Annotated in this window: 12 protein-coding genes; all 12 read left to right on the forward strand. The window is 48.5% G+C overall.

Going from position 1 to position 19,628, the window contains the following annotated elements:
• Positions 1–85 precede the first annotated feature (85 nt).
• The 12 genes from RHOM_RS05625 (at position 86) to RHOM_RS05680 (ending at position 19,627) form a co-directional block, all read left to right on the forward strand.
• Positions 86–1,873, forward strand: a complete 1,788-nt coding sequence (locus RHOM_RS05625) for a S8 family peptidase (protein WP_014079311.1) — start codon at positions 86–88, stop codon at positions 1,871–1,873.
• Between the two features lie 250 nt (positions 1,874–2,123).
• Positions 2,124–3,017, forward strand: coding sequence for an AraC family transcriptional regulator (locus tag RHOM_RS05630; RefSeq protein ID WP_014079312.1), 894 nt, complete (start codon positions 2,124–2,126; stop codon positions 3,015–3,017).
• 143 nt (positions 3,018–3,160) lie between these two features.
• Positions 3,161–4,894, forward strand: coding sequence for a GDSL-type esterase/lipase family protein (locus RHOM_RS05635; protein ID WP_014079313.1), 1,734 nt, complete (start codon positions 3,161–3,163; stop codon positions 4,892–4,894).
• A 12-nt stretch (positions 4,895–4,906) separates the two neighbouring features.
• Positions 4,907–6,472 (forward strand): glycoside hydrolase family 43 protein, encoded by a 1,566-nt coding sequence (locus RHOM_RS05640; RefSeq protein ID WP_014079314.1) that lies wholly within the window; start codon positions 4,907–4,909, stop codon positions 6,470–6,472.
• A 19-nt stretch (positions 6,473–6,491) separates the two neighbouring features.
• Positions 6,492–8,642: a glycoside hydrolase family 3 C-terminal domain-containing protein gene (locus RHOM_RS05645; protein ID WP_014079315.1), complete on the forward strand. Its 2,151-nt coding sequence runs from the start codon at positions 6,492–6,494 to the stop codon at positions 8,640–8,642.
• A 63-nt stretch (positions 8,643–8,705) separates the two neighbouring features.
• Positions 8,706–10,460, forward strand: coding sequence for a sensor histidine kinase (locus RHOM_RS05650; protein WP_014079316.1), 1,755 nt, complete (start codon positions 8,706–8,708; stop codon positions 10,458–10,460).
• A 17-nt stretch (positions 10,461–10,477) separates the two neighbouring features.
• Entirely contained in the window at positions 10,478–12,073 is a 1,596-nt protein-coding gene (locus RHOM_RS05655; RefSeq protein ID WP_014079317.1) for a response regulator, read from the forward strand.
• A 143-nt stretch (positions 12,074–12,216) separates the two neighbouring features.
• Positions 12,217–13,917 (forward strand): type 2 periplasmic-binding domain-containing protein, encoded by a 1,701-nt coding sequence (locus RHOM_RS05660; protein ID WP_014079318.1) that lies wholly within the window; start codon positions 12,217–12,219, stop codon positions 13,915–13,917.
• Between the two features lie 72 nt (positions 13,918–13,989).
• Complete coding sequence (locus RHOM_RS05665) at positions 13,990–14,946, forward strand: ABC transporter permease (protein ID WP_014079319.1); 957 nt, start codon at positions 13,990–13,992, stop codon at positions 14,944–14,946.
• Between the two features lie 13 nt (positions 14,947–14,959).
• Complete coding sequence (locus tag RHOM_RS05670) at positions 14,960–15,868, forward strand: carbohydrate ABC transporter permease (protein WP_014079320.1); 909 nt, start codon at positions 14,960–14,962, stop codon at positions 15,866–15,868.
• Between the two features lie 89 nt (positions 15,869–15,957).
• On the forward strand, positions 15,958–17,595 hold the full coding sequence (locus RHOM_RS05675) for a type 2 periplasmic-binding domain-containing protein (protein WP_014079321.1): 1,638 nt from the start codon (positions 15,958–15,960) through the stop codon (positions 17,593–17,595).
• A 58-nt stretch (positions 17,596–17,653) separates the two neighbouring features.
• A complete protein-coding gene (locus RHOM_RS05680; RefSeq protein ID WP_014079322.1) occupies positions 17,654–19,627 on the forward strand; it encodes an alpha/beta hydrolase-fold protein in 1,974 nt (657 codons plus the stop codon).
• Position 19,628 lies beyond the last annotated feature (1 nt).

Consider the following 19,628-nt stretch of genomic DNA (forward strand, 5'->3'; position numbering starts at 1 on the left):
AACAGACAAAAACAGAATACAGGCAGACATAACGGTCTCCGCGGCGGCATCTAATAGAAATAAGATGTTGTTGCGGAGATTTTTTATGCCGAACGAAAAAATGGAGAATCTGCTGAATCTGGCACTGGCGGCGACACAGGAGGAGCGGGAGAAGTCGCTGGAGCTGGACATCGGCTACGATAGTGCCGAACAGACGTGGGAGGTCATTGTAAAATTTGTCGGGACAACGGAGGAGCTTGAGGCGCTCCTTTTTAAAAATTTTCCGGAGGAATATCCGAGGATTCGACTGACAAATCTGCAGAATGAATATGCCGTTTTAGTGCTGCCGGAACATCTCGTGGAGCCGGTGGCAGCGCTGGATAAAATCGAGTACATGGAAAAGCCGAAACTTTTATTTTTCGCGGTGGACAATGGAAAGCGTGCATCCTGCATTACGCAGCTGCAGGAGAGAACCGGCCTGTCGGGTGCCGGTGTCCTTGTGGCGGTCATTGATTCCGGCATCGATTACGCGCATCCGGATTTTCGGAGGGCGGACGGTACGACCCGCATTGTCAGTCTCTGGGATCAGACGATCCCGGCGTCCGGGGGCTTGTCGGCGCCGGCGGGGTATTTCCTTGGAACCGAGTACGATGAGGCGCGCATCAACGAGGCGCTCGCGCAGCCCACGGAACAGCAGCGGTATGCGGTCTGCCCGAGCAGGGATGCATCGGGACACGGGACACACGTGGCGGGAATTGCCGCCGGCAACGGAAGAGCGTCGGAGGGAAGATACCGCGGTGTGGCGTATGAGAGCGATCTTTTGATTGTAAAGCTCGGCAACCAGCGGGAGGGGGCGTTCCCGCGGACAACGGAACTGATGCAGGCGGTGGATTACTGCATTAGAAAAGCGCAGGAGCGGCAGCAGCCGGTCGCTATCAACTTAAGCTTTGGGAATAATTACGGAAGCCACACGGGAACGTCGCTCATCGAGACTTATCTGGATGATCTCGCAAACTACTGGAAGAGCTCGATCGTGATCGGAAGCGGGAATGAGGGAGCGGCTGCCACGCACACGGCGGGAGCGCTTGGAATGGGGCAGGCGGAAAATGTAGAGTTCGCGGTGAGCGCGTACGAGAGCGCCTTAAATCTTCAGATCTGGAAATCCTATGCGGATGAGATGGCGGTGCTTCTCATTCATCCGGGCGGCATGCAGATCGGACCGATCCGCCAGATACAGGGATCGCAGCGTTTTACGCTGGGGCAGACGCAGATTCTGCTCTACTATGGAGAGCCGAGCCCATACAGCCCTTACCAGGAGATCTACCTGGATTTCCTTCCCGTGCGCGACTATGTGGACAGTGGAATCTGGACGGTGCGCCTGATTCCGCAGCGCATCGTCACGGGGCGCTATGATATGTGGTTCCCGGCGGGAGGCGTTTTAAACGAAGGCACCGGATTCCTTCTGCCGCGGGAGGAGACAACGCTTACCATTCCGTCCACTGCGGCGAAGGTGATTACGGTCGGGGCGTACGACGCGCGGTTCGGGCAGCTGGCTGGATTTTCAGGCAGAGGATTTACCGGAAACGGACAGGTCAAGCCGGATCTGGCAGCGCCGGGCGTGGAGATCACCTCCTGTGCGCCGGGCGGAGGCTATACGGCGCGTTCCGGAACTTCGATGGCAACTCCGTTTGTGACGGGGAGCGCCGCGCTTCTGATGGAGTGGGGGATTGTGCGCGGAAACGATGTGTACCTGTACGGAGAAAAAATAAAGGCGTACCTGATCCGCGGTGCGCGCCCGCTGGGAGGAGGAAGAGCTTCTGGTCTGCTGCAGGAATATCCGAATCCGCAGGTGGGGTGGGGAACTTTATGTTTGTCGGACAGTCTGCCGGAGTAGGGAAAACAAAAGAATTGTGGAAGTGCGAAAAAAGACGAAAAAAGAAGACAAGGGAAATTGTGCAGTATTTCAAAGAAAGATAAACAAAATATAAATTAATTGTGAAAAATAAATGAGAAAATTGAAATTTATGTTATACTTTTAACAAAATAAAAAACATACAGTATATTTTATGAGGATGGCTGGTGAAAACCGGCGGTTTCAGCTTACTGCGCGGTAATGAAATTTTGTTAAAGGAGACCGAAGTGGAGTGAATGATATTGTTTATCAGCATGAAGTGATCGTTCCGGACAGGGGACTTCCGTTTAAGCTGTTTCTCTTTGAGGGCGGCGGCGGAAAATACATCAGGGAGAAGCACTGGCACCGTTCTATCGAGATATTTGCCGTGAGACAGGGGCAGCTTGAGTTTTTCCTGAATGAGAAAAAATATGTACTTGCAGCGGGGGATTTTGTGCTGGTGAACAGCAATGAGGTGCATGCGATCCATGCTCCCCTGCCAAACGAGACGATTGTGCTGCAGATTCCGCTTGCCGTCTTTGCGGATTATTATACGGAAGAACAGTTTATCTGGTTTTCCCACAGCGGAAAAGAGGATGACCGTCAGGTGTTTTCTCTGCTCGAGACAATGTTTGTGGCGTACGGTGAGAAACAGACCGGTTACGAATTAAAAATGCTAAGCTGTTTTTATCAGCTGGAGTATCTTCTGGTGACAAGATACCGGAAGTTTGAGGTGGGCGAAGAGATACTTAAGAACAATAAGCAGCTTAAGCGTCTCGGAAGGATTACCGGGTATCTGAAGGAGCATTATACGGAGGATGTTTCGCTGGAAAAACTGGCGGGGATTTTTGGTTATTCACCGGCGTATCTCTCCCGGATGTTTCAAAAATATGCGAAGATCAATTACAAGGAATATCTGTCGAGTGTGCGTCTGGAGCATGCCGTGAGGGATCTGGAAGAGACGGATCTTGCGATTGGCGAGATTGCATTAAACCACGGCTTTCCAAACAGCAAGGCATTTTCCAATCTGTTCCGGAAGCGGTACGGAATGCTGCCGAATCAATACCGGAAGACAGTCACATCAGAAAAAGAACGGTTCTCCTCACATTACTTACCGCATAAAGGCAGCCGTTTATTTCTGATGTGACGGCTTCCGGTAAAACGCTCCGCGGGGGCAGGGGCAAGAACACTAATTTATCGTAGTAATATCTATAGTTTCTCCCGCGTATCCGGAAGGAAATCTGTGCTACCATAGATGTATATAAAATAAAATGGCAGGAGGAGCACAGAATGACAGGACCAGTGGCACCGAGAGACCCGGAAAAAGCAAGAGCACATTTTTATATTATGCGTGGAAAAGAGATCTGCGGACTGAAGCAGGGAGATGGCAAAGCAGTGCAGTTCATCTATGAAAGTGACGGCCGTCTGGCAAACAGTGCACAGATTGTCGGAAATATCACGGATAGCAGAATACTTGAACTGCTCGGTACAGTGAAAGGCTTCCGCACGCTTGTACACAGTATTGGTGTGTCGGTTGAGATGGAGCATCCGGCTGAAAAGATAGAATTTGTTTTTCAGATGTACGGCAAAAAGGATTTGTATGGGGGCGGAACGAATCTGGTGGCAACACTGCAGGGAGATGGGATGGAACAGAGGATCTGTCTGTCGGATTATGAATGGAGTCTGGATGATGATGTGCCCGGACAGATCCGCTTTACATTTGACCAGCCGGAACGGGTGGGAAAGGCAGATGTCCGTTTTTATTTAAACGACGGATTTACGGCACCGGAAGATCTGACAGAAGAAAAAGTGGATCTCCATTCGGAAGAATATTATAAGATGGTGCAGCGCTCTCTTATGAACCTGGGAAATACCTACCGCATCCGGAAAGTGATTGAGAAAGCGCGAGCCGGAAAAGAAGTGACGCTTGCTTTTATCGGAGGGTCCATCACACAGGGGGCAGGGGCAGTGCCGATTCACACAGAGTGTTATGCATATAAGGCATATCAGCTGTTTCAGAAACGATTTGCACGGAACAATAATGTCAGATTCATCAAGGCGGGAGTAGGAGGAACCCCATCGGAGCTTGGAATGATCCGTTTTGACAGAGATGTGTTGCGTGAGGGGGAACAGCCGGATCTTGTTGTAATCGAGTTTGCGGTGAATGATGAGGGAGATGAGACCAAAGGGGACTGCTATGAGAGTCTGGTGCGTAAGGTATTGAAGCTGCCGTGGAGACCTGCGGTGGTACTCTTGTTTTCCGTATTTGCAAATGACTGGAATCTTCAGGAACGTCTGCAGCCGGTGGGAAGACAGTACGACCTTCCGATGGTAAGTATTCTGGATGCGGTTACCCCGCAGTTTTCCGGAAAAGAACAGAAAAGAGTGATTACGAAGAACCAGTTTTTTTATGACATGTTTCATCCGACCAACCTTGGACATACCATTATGGCAGATTGTCTGGAATACCTGATGGAGATATGTGATACGTCCGACCATGCGAGGGTGGACAGCTTCCGGCAGGGCATGACGGAGGAGGAAGTCTTAGAACAGTGTCTGCGCGGGGAGCCTGCAATCGGCAATTCGTTTGAAAAAGTAAAACTCTTAGACCGGCGGGACGGATATGAGGGTGCCAGTATGAGAGAGGGAGGCTTTGATGCGACAGATCACGAACTGCAGTGTGTGGAAATGGATCAGGATCTTTGCACTACGCCGGAATTCCCATATAACTGGATGTATGATGGAACTAAGCCGGATCGGGCGTTTTTTGAACTGACGATCACATGCAGAGCGTTATTTCTGATATTTAAGGATTCCGGCGAGGTGGATGCCGGGACAGCGGATGTGCTGGTGGATGGGGAATTCCGGTTCACAGCAGATCCACATGTCAATAACTGGCTGCACTGTAATGCGGTGCTCGTATTTCAGGAGAAGGAAACGGCAGCACATACCGTGAGAATCCAGATGAGCGGTGAGAATCTGGATAAGAAATTTACGATTCTCGGATTTGGATATGTGGAGTAGGGGGGAAAAGCTATGGTTACAGTTAAGAATCCGATTTTGACGGGATTTTATCCGGACCCGTCGATCTGCCGGGTAGGAGAAGATTTCTATCTGGTAACATCCAGTTTTGCATATGCACCAGGTGTTCCGCTGTTTCACAGCAGGGATCTGGCACATTGGGAGCAAATCGGAAATATTCTGCAGAGAAAAGAGCAGCTTGCTGTTGGGGGAGAGGAGATTTCCAGGGGAATCTATGCGCCGACCATCCGATACCATAAGGGTATTTATTATATGATTACCACAAATGTCAGCTATGGAGGTAATTTTATTGTGACGGCGGAGCACCCGGAGGGACCGTGGTCAGATCCCTGTTATCTGGGAGAAGAAGCAGCCGGGATTGATCCCAGCCTGTTTTTTGATGAGGATGGCAGGTGCTATTATTGCGGAACCAGACCGAATCCCGATGGAGTAAGGTACAATGGGGACTGGGAGATCTGGGTGCAGGAACTGGATCTGACGACGAAGAAGCTGGTCGGAGAGAGTATGGCAATCTGGAAAGGGGCTGTGAGAGGGGCAATCTGGCCGGAGGGACCACATCTGTACAAAAAAGACGGCTATTATTATCTGCTGCATGCAGAAGGAGGAACCGGACCGGAACACAGCATCAGTGTGGCGAGAAGCCGAAAGCTGTTTCAATGGTTTGAGGGATGCCCGCGCAATCCGATCTTTACACATCGGAATCTTGGGGCGGATTATCCTGTGGTCTATGCTGGGCATGGGGATCTGGTGGAGGATCAAAACGGGAACTGGTATGTGGTGATGCTCGCCACGAGACGCTGTAAGAACCATGGAAGTATGGGGCGCGAGACTTTTCTGGCAAAAGTTGTATGGCAGGATGGATGGCCGGTAATTGCTGCCGGAACCGGACGTCTGGAGAAGACACTGGAAGTGCCGCTAAAAGAGTACCGGTTTCCGGAAGAAACAGGAACGTGCGATACCCTGTGTTTCTGGGAGACGAGACCGGATCAGAGGCTGCTTGGGATCGGGGGAAGAAATGAGGCATCCTATTCGCTGACAGAAAAACGCGGTGTATTCCGCTTATACTGTGGAAAACAGACGATCGGTGAAAAAGGATGCAGCAGTTATTTCGGACTCCGGCAGAAAAGCTATCATTTCCATGCAGCGGTCAGATTCCGCTTTGAACCACAGTCGGAGGATGAGACGGCGGGAATGGTATTATACCAGAACCATGAGAATCATCTGAGGATGGAGATCGGGAAAAAGGGAACAGATGTCTGCTTTCGGGTGAGCACATATGTTCATGCCAGGGAAGAGGTCATCCGTGAAGTTCTTCTGAAAGAAGAGCAGGAGTTATGGGAGATTCTGATCCGCGGAGAGGAGCAGAGTGCGGGTATCTGGGTAAGGCTGGGAGAAAAAATGATCTGTGCCTGCGATAAGGTCAGCCTGCTTGCGTATACCACGGAAGAGGCGGGAGGCTTTGTGGGATGCACCATTGGAATGTACGCGTCTTCGCATGGAACTGACAGTAAAAATTATGCGGATTATGTGAGCTTTACGTGCAGTGGAGCAGAAGAATAGAGCAAAAGGAGAGGGAGAGATGAGTCTGGAGACGAAAGAATATGCAAAAAGACTGGTGGAACAGATGACGTTGGAGGAGAAGATCAGCCAGATGCGCTATGAATCACCGGCGATTGAGCGGCTGCATATTCCGGCGTATAACTGGTGGAATGAGGCGCTTCACGGAGTGGCAAGATCCGGTGTGGCGACAATGTTCCCACAGGCAATTGCCCTGGCAGCGACTTTTGATGAAGAACTGATTGAGAAGATCGGAGATGTGGTGTCCACCGAGGGACGGGCAAAGTTTGAAGCGTATTCAGGAAGAGGAGACAGAGGTATTTATAAAGGTCTGACTTTCTGGGCGCCGAATATTAACATTTTTAGAGATCCACGCTGGGGGAGAGGACATGAGACGTACGGGGAGGATCCCTGTCTGACGGCAAAGCTTGGCTGTGCGTATATCAGAGGGATTCAGGGCAAAGATCCGGATCATTTAAAGGCGGCTGCGTGTGCCAAGCATTTTGCCGTGCACAGCGGTCCGGAAGCATTGCGCCATGAGTTTGATGCAAAGGTGTCGCTGCACGATTTGTACGATACGTATTTGTATGCATTTAAGCGGTGTGTCAAGGATGCCGGTGTGGAAGCCGTGATGGGCGCTTATAACCGCGTCAACGGGGAACCGGCGTGCGGAAGCAAGACACTTCTGCAGGATATTTTAAGAGAACAATTCGGTTTTGAGGGACACGTAGTGTCCGACTGCTGGGCAATTCTTGATTTTCATGAGCACCATCATGTGACAAAGACGGTAGAAGAATCTGCGGCAATGGCTGTCAACCATGGCTGTGATTTAAACTGCGGGAAGGCATTTTTGTATTTAAGCCGTGCCTGTGAACAGGGACTGGTGGAGGAAAAGACGATCACAGAAGCGGTGGAGCGCCTGATGGATGTTAGAATCCGGCTGGGGATGATGGAGGATTATCCGTCTCCATATGCGAACATTCCTTATGATGTGGTGGAGTGCCCCGAACATATTGCACTGTCCTTAGAAGCCTCGAAAAGAAGTATGGTGCTGCTTAAGAATGACAACCATTTTCTTCCGCTGAAGCAGGAACAGGTCCATACCATTGCAGTGATCGGACCAAACGCGAACTCCAGAGCAGCGCTGGTTGGAAATTATGAGGGGACATCCTCCAGATACATTACACCGCTGGAGGGAATTCAGGAATACACCGGAGAGAAAACCCGCGTCCTATATGCGCAGGGCTGCCATCTGTATAAGGATCAGGTAGAATTCCTCGGGGAGCCGAAGGACCGGTTTAAGGAAGCGCTGATTGCTGCGGAGCGGGCAGATGTCATTGTGATGTGTCTGGGATTGGATGCGGGCATCGAAGGCGAAGAGGGAGATGCGGGAAATGAGTATGCCAGCGGTGACAAGCTGGGATTAAAGCTTCCCGGACTGCAGCAGGAACTTTTAGAGGCGGTCGCAGCAGTCGGAAAACCGATTGTGCTCACCGTGCTGGCGGGAAGTGCACTGGATCTGTCGTGGGCGCAGGAACATGCACAGATACGGGCAATACTGGATTGCTGGTACCCGGGAGCGAGAGGTGGAAAAGCAATCGCAGAGGCATTGTTCGGAGAATTCTCTCCATGCGGAAAACTGCCGGTTACCTTTTATGAAGGAACGGAATTTCTTCCGGATTTTACGGATTATTCCATGGCAGGACGTACCTACCGGTATACGGACAGACATGTGCTCTATCCGTTTGGATATGGTCTTACCTATTCGCAGATCCGTTATTCTGATGCACATGCAGATGTCACAGATTTTGGAATACTGGAGCCGGTAACGGTGCATGTAACGGTGGAGAATACCGGTACCTACCCGGTACAGGAAGCGGTACAGGTATATGTCAGATTCAGTGAAAGAGAAGCTTACGATCCCGGCTATCAGCTGAAGGGAATCCGGTCGGTTGCACTGGAATGTGGGGAAAAGAAAGAGGTTTGTATCACCCTTTCTCCGCGTGATTTTGCACTGATCTCCGAGGAGGGAAAATGTCTGGTACACCCGGGAAGCTATGAGATCGCAGTCGGAGGGCAGCAGCCGGATGAGAGAAGCAGCCGTCTGACCGGACAGACGGTGAGCACACTTTTTATATGCAAAACGGGAAATGTGACGGAAGTGGAATACTGATGCTGCCGGTATCCGTTGCACTCGATGAAAAACAATGTTAGTATAAAAATACTGGGAGAGGATATGAAGAGAATTCTGCATGCGGTTGAAGCCTGGATGGATGACTTTAAAATAAAAAATAAATTTTATATCCTGTATATCTTGTGCGTGCTGGTTCCGCTGATTGTGACGGACAGTGCGGTATTTTCTGTTGTCATGAAGTCTGAGCGGGAAGCCAGAGAGCATGAGATGGCGAATATTGCCAATGCAGTTGCATACAGTATTTCAAATACGGTCAACAATGCAGCAGAGATCGGGAAGAGTATTTATACGAGCAAATATATTAACCGTTTTTTGGCGAATACCTACAGCGATCCGTTGGACTATGTGGTGAGTTATCAGGATTTTTTTAAAGATACCCTGTTTGAGAGCGGACTTGGCATGAACAACATGGTAATCACGATGTATGCGGATAATGACACGATCGTGAATGGGGGAAAGGTATGTAATATGAAGGAAATACGCGGTACAGAAGTGTACCGCTATTTTCAGGATAACGGATTGAATAAGGGATTATATTTCCAGTATGATGACAGCAGGGCACCTTCGGTGGAGCCGCAGAGACGGATGCTTTTTTTCCAGAAGCTGGACTTTTATGCGGAAAATAATATGGAAAAGGTGCTGCTGATCAACATCGATTACAGTGCAGTAAACCGGACATTAGAGAAAATGAATTATGACACGGATGTATTTATCTGCCAGGGAGATAAGATTGTCTTATCAAATGGCAGATATTCCAGTATCGGAAAGGAATTTCAGACATTTGACCAGACGGGCAGGGTCGGATACTGTCAGGAACTTGAGTTTTACGGAATGGATCTGGATATTTATGTCATGCAGCCCAAACGCCAGCTGTGGACGGAAATCCGGAAAAACCTGCCGCTGATTGGATTCTTAATTGTTGTAAATGCGATTCTGCCACTCCTTCTGGTGCGGGGATTTAACCGGTCATTTACGCAGAGAATCAGCGAACTCAGCAAAGTGTTTGAGACAGTCGGCGGGGAACATCTGGTGCCGATTTCGTATGTGCGTGGAAAAGATGAGATTGGAAGCCTGATGAGCAATTACAACCGCATGGTTGCGAGAACAAATGAACTCATTCAGATTGTGTATAAGAATAAGATTAAAGAACAGGAGATGCTGGTGGAAAGACAGAATGCAGAACTGCTCGCGCTGCACAGCCAGATCAATCCGCATTTTCTGTTTAATGCGTTGGAGAGCATCCGCATGCACAGCCTGTTGAAAAACGAATATGAGACGGCAGACATGGTGGAAAAGCTGGCGCTGATGCAGCGTCAGTATGTGGAATGGGGAAACGACAGTGTCGAGATCCGCAGGGAAATGGAATTTGTGAGAGCGTATCTGGGGCTTCAGAAGTATCGGTTTGGAGAGCGGTTAAGTTACAGTCTTGAAGTGGAAGAGGATTGTTTGGACATTAAAATTCCCAAAATGACAGTTGTCACCTTTGTGGAAAATGCCTGTGTACATGGAATTGAGGCAAAGACAGCTCCCGGCTGGATTTTTGTGCGGATCTGCCAAAAGCAGAAGGCACTTTATCTGGAAGTGGAAGATACCGGATGCGGCATGGACGCCTCCCAGATGCAGGAATTAAAAGAGCGCATGCTAAACGCCAGTATTGATATGCTAAAGGATGGCGGAAGAGTGGGAATCATCAATGCATGTCTGCGGCTGAAAATGGTATTCGGGGAGCAGGTGGCATTTGATATAGAGGGGGAGCAGGGTATCGGTACGACAGTGAGTATCCGGATGCCATTGTAGAGAAGGGAAGGAAAAAGATGGGGGAAGCATTGTTAAAGGTATTGCTCGTGGATGATGAGCCGTTTATATTACAGGGACTGAAGATACTGATTGACTGGGAGCAGGAGGGATTTGAAGTTGTTAAGACGGCGGCAAACGGAGAGGAAGCACTGGAATATCTGCGCGGGGAGCAGGTAGATCTCATTATTGCGGATATAAAAATGCCGGTCGTCACAGGACTGGAACTTCTGGAAAAAATACGCAGGGAAAAGATTTCCGATGCACATTTTGTGATCCTGAGCGGATATGCAGATTTTGAGTATGCGAGAAAGGCGATCCGTTACGACTGCACAGATTATATTTTGAAACCGGTAGACCGGGAAGAATTGCTGAAGGTGCTGAATAAAGTCCAGGTATTGCGAAGGGCGGACAACCAGAAGAAGCAAAGCAGCCGGGAAATGGAGCAGGCGTATCTGTCCAGACATCTGATCGCATTGATTCAGGGAAAGTTTGACAGTGTGAATCTGGAGTATGTGAAGTCGCATATGGATGGGGCATCCGGTATACGGTATGTAGAGATTCAGATGGATGATGACGGCAGAGCCGAGGAAATATCAGATAAGGAAAAACGGGGCTTTCAGCGGCAGCTGTACCAGTATTGTATTGAGTTCCTGGGACCCCATGCATCACATTGTGTCTTTGATGTCTCAACGCATGAGAAGATTTATGACATCGGGTTATTGTATTGTGATGCGTTTGCAAAGGAGCAGGGGATTGATGGGAAAACATATCTGAACCGGTTTCTTGAGTATCTGATTGCTAACATGCACCAGCCGGTCATCATGCTTGTAGGGAAAAAGGTGCAGGATATCAGCAACATTGCCAGATCTTATGGAAATGCGTGTATGCTCCGGTCTTTTCAGGGATTCCGCACAAAAAAGCCGATCTATTACTATGAGGAGGAAGTGCAGGTTACTTCCGGAGGAATTGTTTTATGCAAGAGCAGTCTGGATCGTCTGTTAAAAGCTGTGGAGCAGAACAACCATGTAGAGATACGGAGTGCGATTGAGCAGTTTTACGGGGAGATGATAAGCAGGGAAATGACCGGTGAGACGATGAATCTGAACATCAATTATCTTCTGTTTCAGCTGATCCATCTGGCGAGTGAGCAGGATGACGGGGTAAATCAGGAAGAGATTCTGCGCCTGATCAGTGAGAGTAGCTTTGAAAAGGGGGTAATGCGCGGCAGCAAGGCGCATCTGACCCGGTTTGCATGTGAATACGGGGACTATCTGTCGCAGCTTCGCAAAAATGTATCCAGAGGAGTGTTAGGAGAGATTGAGCGTGAGATCCGGGAAAACTATGCAAAGAATATCACATTAAAGAGCCTGAGTGAAAAATATTACGTCAACAGCGCATATCTGGGACAGCTGTTCCGTAAGAAAAACGGGCAGTCATTCAAAGATTATCTGAATAATTACAGAATGGAACGGGCAGCGGATCTGCTGTTACATACCGATAAGAAGATTGTCGAGATTGCGGAGGAAGTCGGGTATCATGATCTTGATTATTTTGTGAACCGTTTTATTCTGGTAAAAGGCTGTACACCGGCGAAGTTCCGGCGTGAGGCATAAAGGAAATACGGCAAGTTCAAAAGCAGGGCAAAGTATGGAAATAAGAACCTATACTTTGCCCTGCTTTTATCTATACTTCCTCCAATTGTCTGAATCTGCCAGAAAGGTAAAATAGTATTATCAAATAGGGAGGTAGTTACAAGATGAAGAGAAGGAAACTTATCAGTGTATTGCTGGCAGCCACAATGATGGCAGCCATGTTTGCCGGATGCGGGAGTGATGCGGCATCGACAGACGCAAAGGAAAACGCAGACGGTGCAGACAGCACGGAAGCCGGTGGGGTAAAAGAATTTACGGCTTTTTTTGCAGTTCCCGGTTCAGAGATCAATGACGACAATGAGATTCAGCAGATCATTGCCGATAAGACCGGCGTGAAAGTGAAGGAAACATGGCTGACCGGACAGACGGCAGAGGAAGCTGTCGGCATGATGATCACCGGTGGTGAGCTGCCGGACTTTATCTGCGGGGGAAGCGGACAGTCACAGCTCTATGATGCAGACGTTCTGGTAGCACTCGATGATTATCTGGATGATTATCCGAATATCAAAAACTTCTTTACACAGCAGCAGTGGGATCAGCTTCGCCAGGACGACGGACATATCTACTGGATACCGCAGTTCAGCAATATCAAGGGAGAAGAGAAGGTTTGTACACACAACGATGAGGCATTCTGGATTCAGGCCAGGGTATTAAAATGGGCGGATTATCCAGAGATCCGTACCATGGATCAGTATTTTGATCTGATTGAGAGATATAATGAGGCAAATCCGACCATGGAAGACGGAACAGAGAACATTCCGTATACGATTCTCTGCGATGACTGGAGATATTTCTGCCTTGAGAATGCGCCGCAGTTTCTGGATGGATATCCAAACGACGGCTCCTGTATCGTAGATCCGGAGACATTGACGGTGATCGATTATAATACGACGGATACCGCAGTAAAGTATTTCCAGAAATTGAATGAAGAATATCAGAAGGGAATTGTAGATCCGGAATCCTTTACACAGACCTATGATGAGTATATTGCCAAACTGTCAACCGGACGTGTACTTGGCATGATTGACCAGTGGTGGGATTTTGCTTACACTGCGGGAGATGCAATCAAGCAGGCAGGGCTGGATGCACAGGGATGCGATTACATTCCGCTTCCGATTACCATTGATGAGAGTGTCAAAAACCAGTGGCACTGTTCCGGCGGTGTGTTAAATGTATCAGACGGTCTTGCGATCACCACAAGCTGTGAGGATGTGGAAGCTGCACTGCAGTTTGTAGATGACCTCCTCTCACAGGATATTCACAACCTGCGTTTCTGGGGAGTGGAAGGCGTTGACTATAATGTGGATGACAACGGTGAATTTTACCGCACAGAGGAGCAGAGAACCAGAGCGGTTGACACTGCATACAAAGCATCCCATACCTGTACCTATTCTTATTTTCCGCAGTATTCCGGTACAAGTGATGACGGAATCAATGCGAATAAGCCGGATGGACAGGCGAATGAATTTTTTGACGGATTAAATGATGATGTAAAAGAAGCATTTTCTGCTTATGGCGCAGAGACCTATGTGGATATGATCGGAACAAATGAAGCTCCGGGTGCATGGTATCCGATGTGGTCCTATTCAAACAGCTTCACTACCGATACGGAAGGCGGTATGGCATGGAATAAGATCGGTGAGATCAAGCACGAGTATCTCCCACAGGTCGTGATGGCAAAAGATTTTGACGCGGCATGGGCAGAGTACATGGATGCATACAACAGCTGCGATCCGGGTGCGTTTATCGGTGAGTTACAGACAGAACTTGATAAGAGAATGGAAGAAGCAGCGAAATACGAATAACACATAAAATGAAATTGGAAACAGGCAGATGCAAGGAAGATTTCATCTGCCTGTTTTTTTAAGGAGTGGGGTATGGCTTTGACGAGAACAAGATCCAAAGAAAAAGAAAATCAATATAAAGCAAAGATCACCTGGAAAGAAATAAAGAGACAGAAAGTTCTGCTGTTCTGGAGTGGTGTGATGGTAATCTATGGCATCATTTTCTATTACCTTCCACTGGCGGGATGGGCGATGGCGTTCCAGAATTATAAGCCAAAGCTTGGAATTTTCCACTCTGAGTTTGTGGGACTGCAGAAGTTTCAGACCTTATTTTCGGATATGACATTTATCCGTGTCATCCGGAATACGCTTGCGATGGGTGTGATAAACCTGGTTGTGACATTTGTGACAGCAATCGCATTTGCGATTCTCTTAAACGAGATAAAATCACATGGCGGGAAAAAGGTTGTTCAGACCATCTCTTATCTGCCACATTTCCTGTCCTGGATTATCGTAACGGGAATTCTGCATGATATGCTCTCGGGAAGCGGAATCATCAATGAGATATTGATGAATCTGCATGTGATTACACAGCCAATCAATTTTTTTGCACATCCGAATTATTTCTGGCCGATCGTCGCGTTTGCCAATGTGTGGAAAGAGACAGGATGGAATGCCATTATTTACCTGGCAGCCATCACATCCATTGATCCGTCCCTGTATGAAGCGGCTTCCATTGACGGTGCGGGAAGATGGGCAAAAATCAAATACGTGACACTTCCGGGAATCAAACCAACGATTATGATTCTTCTGTTAATGAATGTAGGAAATGTATTAAATGCCGGATTTGAGATTCAGTACCTTCTGGGAAACGGACTGGTGCAGAAAGTGTCTCAGACGATTGATATCTATGTACTTAAATGGGGTATCAGTCAGGGAGATTATTCCATTGGTACGGCTGCAGGTATCTTTAAGAGTGCGGTAAGTATCATTCTGATTGTCATTGCAAACCAGATTGCAAAGCGCAACGGAGAAGAAAGGTTATTCTAAGGAGGGTAATAGCATGCAACAGCTGGCAGGAGCAAATAAAAAAAGAAAGAGAACAGGATCCGTTGATGCATTTCCCATTGTGAACGGAATCATTATGCTTGTGATTGTTGTAATCACATTATATCCGGTGCTGAATACGCTGGCGATTTCATTAAACGATGGCACGGATGCATTGCGTGGCGGAATTTATCTGTGGCCGAGAAAATTTACATGGAAAAATTATATCACGGTATTGCAGAAAGATAATCTGATTACCGGTGCATATGTCACGGTTGCGCGAACAGTTATCGGAACAGTGCTGGCACTGGCTGCAAACGCGATTCTGGCGTTTGTTGTCAGCCGGAAACGATTTCTGTTTAAGAGAAGCCTTTCCCTGTTCTGGGTCATTACAATGTATGTGAATGGAGGAATGATTCCGACATTCCTGCTTTACAAAGGACTCGGTCTTACCAATAGTTTCTGGGTGTATGTAATTCCGGGCATGGTAAGTGCGTTTAATATGCTGGTAATCCGCACTTACATGAATGGTATATCGGACAGTCTGGAAGAATCCGCACAGTTAGACGGTGCCGGATATACGACAATTTTTCTAAAGATTTACTGTCCGCTCTGCAAGCCGGTATTTGCGACGGTGGCATTGTTCGTTGCAGTCGGACAATGGAATTCCTGGTTTGATGCCATGCTGTACAACCGCATGAATTCTGATCTGACGACGCTGCAGTATGAGCTGATGAAGCTGCTGTCATCCGTCACGAATCAGGGAACTTCGGCAGAAGCCATGAAGAATGCAGTGGGAACCGTTACACCGACGTCAGTCCGCTCTGCGGCAACGATACTCACGATGCTGCCGATTATCTGCATCTATCCGTTTTTACAGAAATATTTTGTCACCGGTCTTACACTCGGTGGCGTAAAAGAATAATTCCATATAAAAGCGAAGGAGCGTATGCAATCCCATCTTGCCGGTGTCCCTTAAAAACAGTATAATTGACTGGAAAAGAGGGAAAACAGATGAAAAAGAGACTGGCAGAAGGAATGACCTTAATGGTACTGCTTCTGGTGCTGTGGAACATGGCGGCACACACAGACCGCATGGCAGAAGCGCAGATAAAGCATTTTACGGCTTTTTTTCCGACGGAGGGAAACAGCCTTGAATATGGAAATATCATGAAAGCGAAGATTGCAGAGGTGACAGGAGCAGAGTGTGAAGAACTCTGGCTGTCCGGTCAGACCAAGGAGCAGGCACTCAATTCATACATTGCCCGCGGCAGATATCCGGACTTCATACAGGGGGAAAAAAACTTATACGAAGCAGAGGCATTGATTCCGATTGATGAGTACTGGGAGGAATATCCCAATATCCGGCAATACATGACGAATGAGCAGTGGGATATGCTGCGCCAGGAAGACGGACACATTTACTGGATTCCACAATTCGGGGTGACAAATGGAAAAAGCAGCGATGTGATCCATGACGGGGAAGCATTCTGGATTCAGACGAGGGTTTTAAAATGGGCAGGATATCCGGAAGTTCATACGGTAGAGCAATATTTCGATCTGCTGGAGGCTTATGTGAATGCCAATCCCATGATGGAGAACGGAACCAGGAATATCCCATTTACGGTTCTTAGCGATGACTGGAGATATTTTTGCCTGGAGAATGTGCCGCAGTTTCTGGATGGATATCCCAATGACGGCTGCTGCATGGTCGATCCGCAGACCTTTCAGGTGATGGATTACAACACGACAGAGACGGCGCGGGCTTATTTTGAAAAATTAAATGAAGAATATCGTAAGGGAATACTGGATGCGGAGGCGTTCACAAACAGCTATGAAGAGTATCTGAATAAGCTGTCCACCGGAGCGGTCCTTGGAATGGTGGATCAGTGGTGGCAGTTTTACTATGCGATTTATCCGGCATATGACAGACAGAAATTGAGTGAGCAGGGATGCGATTATGTACCGCTTCCGATTACGATGCAGGAGGGGGTGGAGAACCAGTGGCATGTCGAGAGAGCGGCATCTATCGATACGTCCTCCGGCCTGTCGGTTACGGTCTCGTGTGAAGACATAGACGGTGCCTTGCAGTTTGTGAATGATCTTTTAAAGCCGGAGGTGGAGATTCTGCGTTTCTGGGGGCAGGAAGGAACGGACTATTGCGTGGATGAGGAAGGGGTTTTCTATCTGACGAAGGAACAGTCAAAGCGTTTTTCGGATGATCTGCTGGCATCGGACTATTTCTGCTATTACTCGTATTTCCCACGTTGGGAGGGAATGCTTCCGGATGGGAAAAATGCTTTTTCACTGGAATACCAGCCGGCAGAATTTTTAAAAAGCCAGCCGGGGGACGTCCAGAAATGTCTCAGGGCGTATGGCTGTGAAAGCTATGTGGATATGATTGGGAATCATAAGGCACCGGGAAACTGGTATCCGATGTATTCTTACGCTACATCGCTTTCTGATACCACAGAAGCAGGAATGGTATATGAGCAGATCAATGAGATCAAGCACGAGTGGCTTCCGCGGGTTATTATGGCAGAGGATTTTGATACAGCCTGGCAGGAATACATGGATGCATACAATGCCTGCAGTCCACAGATTTTGATGGAGGATCTGCAGCAGGAAGTGATGCGCCGCATCTGCCGGTAGAACCTTTCATTCTATACGATATTCTCACAGAAGATCTTATAGAATGGGAGGTTTTTTTATGGGGACAGAACTTAACCAGGCGCTGGTGCAGCAGGCACTTTCGTTTGCGCCGGAGATAACGGAAGAACGGCAGGCGGTGAAGGTGTGGGAAGATGGGACGGTAGAATTCTATCTGTATGCACCGACGGCTGAGACGGTGGAAGTGGCGGGTGTGGGCGGTTATTTTGATGCGGCGCCGCTTGCACTCCTGCCGGATGGAAACGGAGGGTTTTACAGGAAGATAGAGAACTTCCCGCGAGGAATGCACTATTATCACTGGTTTGTGGACGGAGTGAAACTGTTTCATCCGAAAGCCGGTTTTTCTTATGGCTGCTTTGAGACAATCAACACATTTGAGGTGCCGGAGCGCGGAGCAGAATTTTACTATCTGAAAGAGGTACCGCATGGAACGGTGCATCTGGCAAAGTACGCATCCGGTGTAAACGGTCACCTGAAAGAATGTTATGTATACACGCCTTATGGAAGCCAGAAAGATCCCAGCCGGCGGTATCCGGTCTTATATTTACAGCATGGTGTCGGTGAAAATGAGACGGGATGGATCTGGCAGGGGAAGCTAAATTACATCATGGACAATCTGATCGCGGAGCATAAATGCAGGGAAATGATCGTGGTGATGAGCTGTGATTATGCGTTTATCGAGGGTGAGGAGGCAATTTTCTTTCCCGGGGATTTTGACAGAGAGCTGATGGAGGATCTGATTCCTTATGTGGAAACACATTTTCCGGTAAAACGGGGCAGAAATTACCGGGCACTGGCAGGTCTTTCACTGGGGCCTGCACTGGCGGCAAGAAGTGTATGCAGGCACCGGGATAAATTTTCGGCACTTGGAATGTTTTCCGGGGTATCGCTTTATGACGCAGAGAGGATCTGCACGGATGAGGCAGAAAAACCGGATGTTGTGTTTTTCTCCTGCGGGAGCAGGGAAGAGGAGATTTCGCGCGGAATAGAGGATATCTGTAAAAAAATGCGCGAATCAGAAACGCTTTGCGTAAAGAAAGTATATGAAGGCTATCATGAATGGCATGTCTGGAGAAAGAGTCTGAGAGATTTTGTGCCGCTTCTGTTTTGTGGCGCAGAGACTGTGGAAGAAACGGCATCTGCATGCTGCATGGAGCGCCGCCTGGATGAAAAACAGCTGTCCGTCCAGAGCATGGAGGAGCAGATGCTCTTTTTTGATCCGGTACACCGGCAGATCCGGTTTGAAACGGATGCGCAGGGGAGACCGGCAGGGAAATATCCAAAGACCATACCGGGCGTAAAAGTGTGCAGTGACGGCACGGCAGAATTCTATCTGGAGGCACCCGGTGCGGCTCGTGTGGATGTCCGGCTTAAGGAGAAGCATGAGATTTTGGCTACGTTAACGGAGCAGCAGCCAGGAATATGGCGAGGAAAAATAGGAGGACTTTCTGCCGGCTATCATGAGGTACATTTTATCGTCAACGGCGTGGAGACGATTCATCCGGAAGTTCCGGCAGGGTATGCCGGATATAACGAACAGGGCAGTTTTGCATGCAATTATTTTGAGATTCCGGAACCGGAGTTCTGTTATCCGCAGCTGGCGAATGTGCCGCATGGCATGCTTCATATGGAATGGTACCGGGAGGAAGAAAATGGCGGATACCGCCTGTGTTATGTGTATACACCGGCAGGATATGAGAAGCATGCAAAACAGAGGTATCCTGTTCTTATTGTGGAGAGCTTTCGGTGGGAGAGCGAATGTGTGTGGATTCATCAGGGAAAAATCGCCAACATGGCTGACCGGCTTATCGCAGAGGGAAAAATGACGGAAATGATTCTTGTGATGCAGAAGTGCAGCAAGCGGAAAGAAGCGAGGATTCCGGAGGAGATCATTCAAAAATACCGTTTGATACCGGGAGAAGAGCATCGGGCGATGATAAAGGTACAGGATGGATCTGACTGGACATCCCGCAGACATCAGCTGGCAGAGCAGCTGAAGAACTCTTTCCGGTAAG

The organism is Roseburia hominis A2-183 (assembly GCF_000225345.1).
Lineage (GTDB): Bacteria > Bacillota > Clostridia > Lachnospirales > Lachnospiraceae > Roseburia > Roseburia hominis.

Coding starts and splice junctions, on each gene's coding strand:
- RHOM_RS05625 (WP_014079311.1), top strand. CDS start 86: ATGCCGAACGAAAAAATGGAGAATCTGCTGAATCTGGCACTGGCGGCG.
- RHOM_RS05635 (WP_014079313.1), top strand. CDS start 3,161: ATGACAGGACCAGTGGCACCGAGAGACCCGGAAAAAGCAAGAGCACAT.
- RHOM_RS05640 (WP_014079314.1), top strand. CDS start 4,907: ATGGTTACAGTTAAGAATCCGATTTTGACGGGATTTTATCCGGACCCG.
- RHOM_RS05645 (WP_014079315.1), top strand. CDS start 6,492: ATGAGTCTGGAGACGAAAGAATATGCAAAAAGACTGGTGGAACAGATG.
- RHOM_RS05650 (WP_014079316.1), top strand. CDS start 8,706: ATGAAGAGAATTCTGCATGCGGTTGAAGCCTGGATGGATGACTTTAAA.
- RHOM_RS05655 (WP_014079317.1), top strand. CDS start 10,478: ATGGGGGAAGCATTGTTAAAGGTATTGCTCGTGGATGATGAGCCGTTT.
- RHOM_RS05660 (WP_014079318.1), top strand. CDS start 12,217: ATGAAGAGAAGGAAACTTATCAGTGTATTGCTGGCAGCCACAATGATG.
- RHOM_RS05665 (WP_014079319.1), top strand. CDS start 13,990: ATGGCTTTGACGAGAACAAGATCCAAAGAAAAAGAAAATCAATATAAA.
- RHOM_RS05670 (WP_014079320.1), top strand. CDS start 14,960: ATGCAACAGCTGGCAGGAGCAAATAAAAAAAGAAAGAGAACAGGATCC.
- RHOM_RS05675 (WP_014079321.1), top strand. CDS start 15,958: ATGAAAAAGAGACTGGCAGAAGGAATGACCTTAATGGTACTGCTTCTG.
- RHOM_RS05680 (WP_014079322.1), top strand. CDS start 17,654: ATGGGGACAGAACTTAACCAGGCGCTGGTGCAGCAGGCACTTTCGTTT.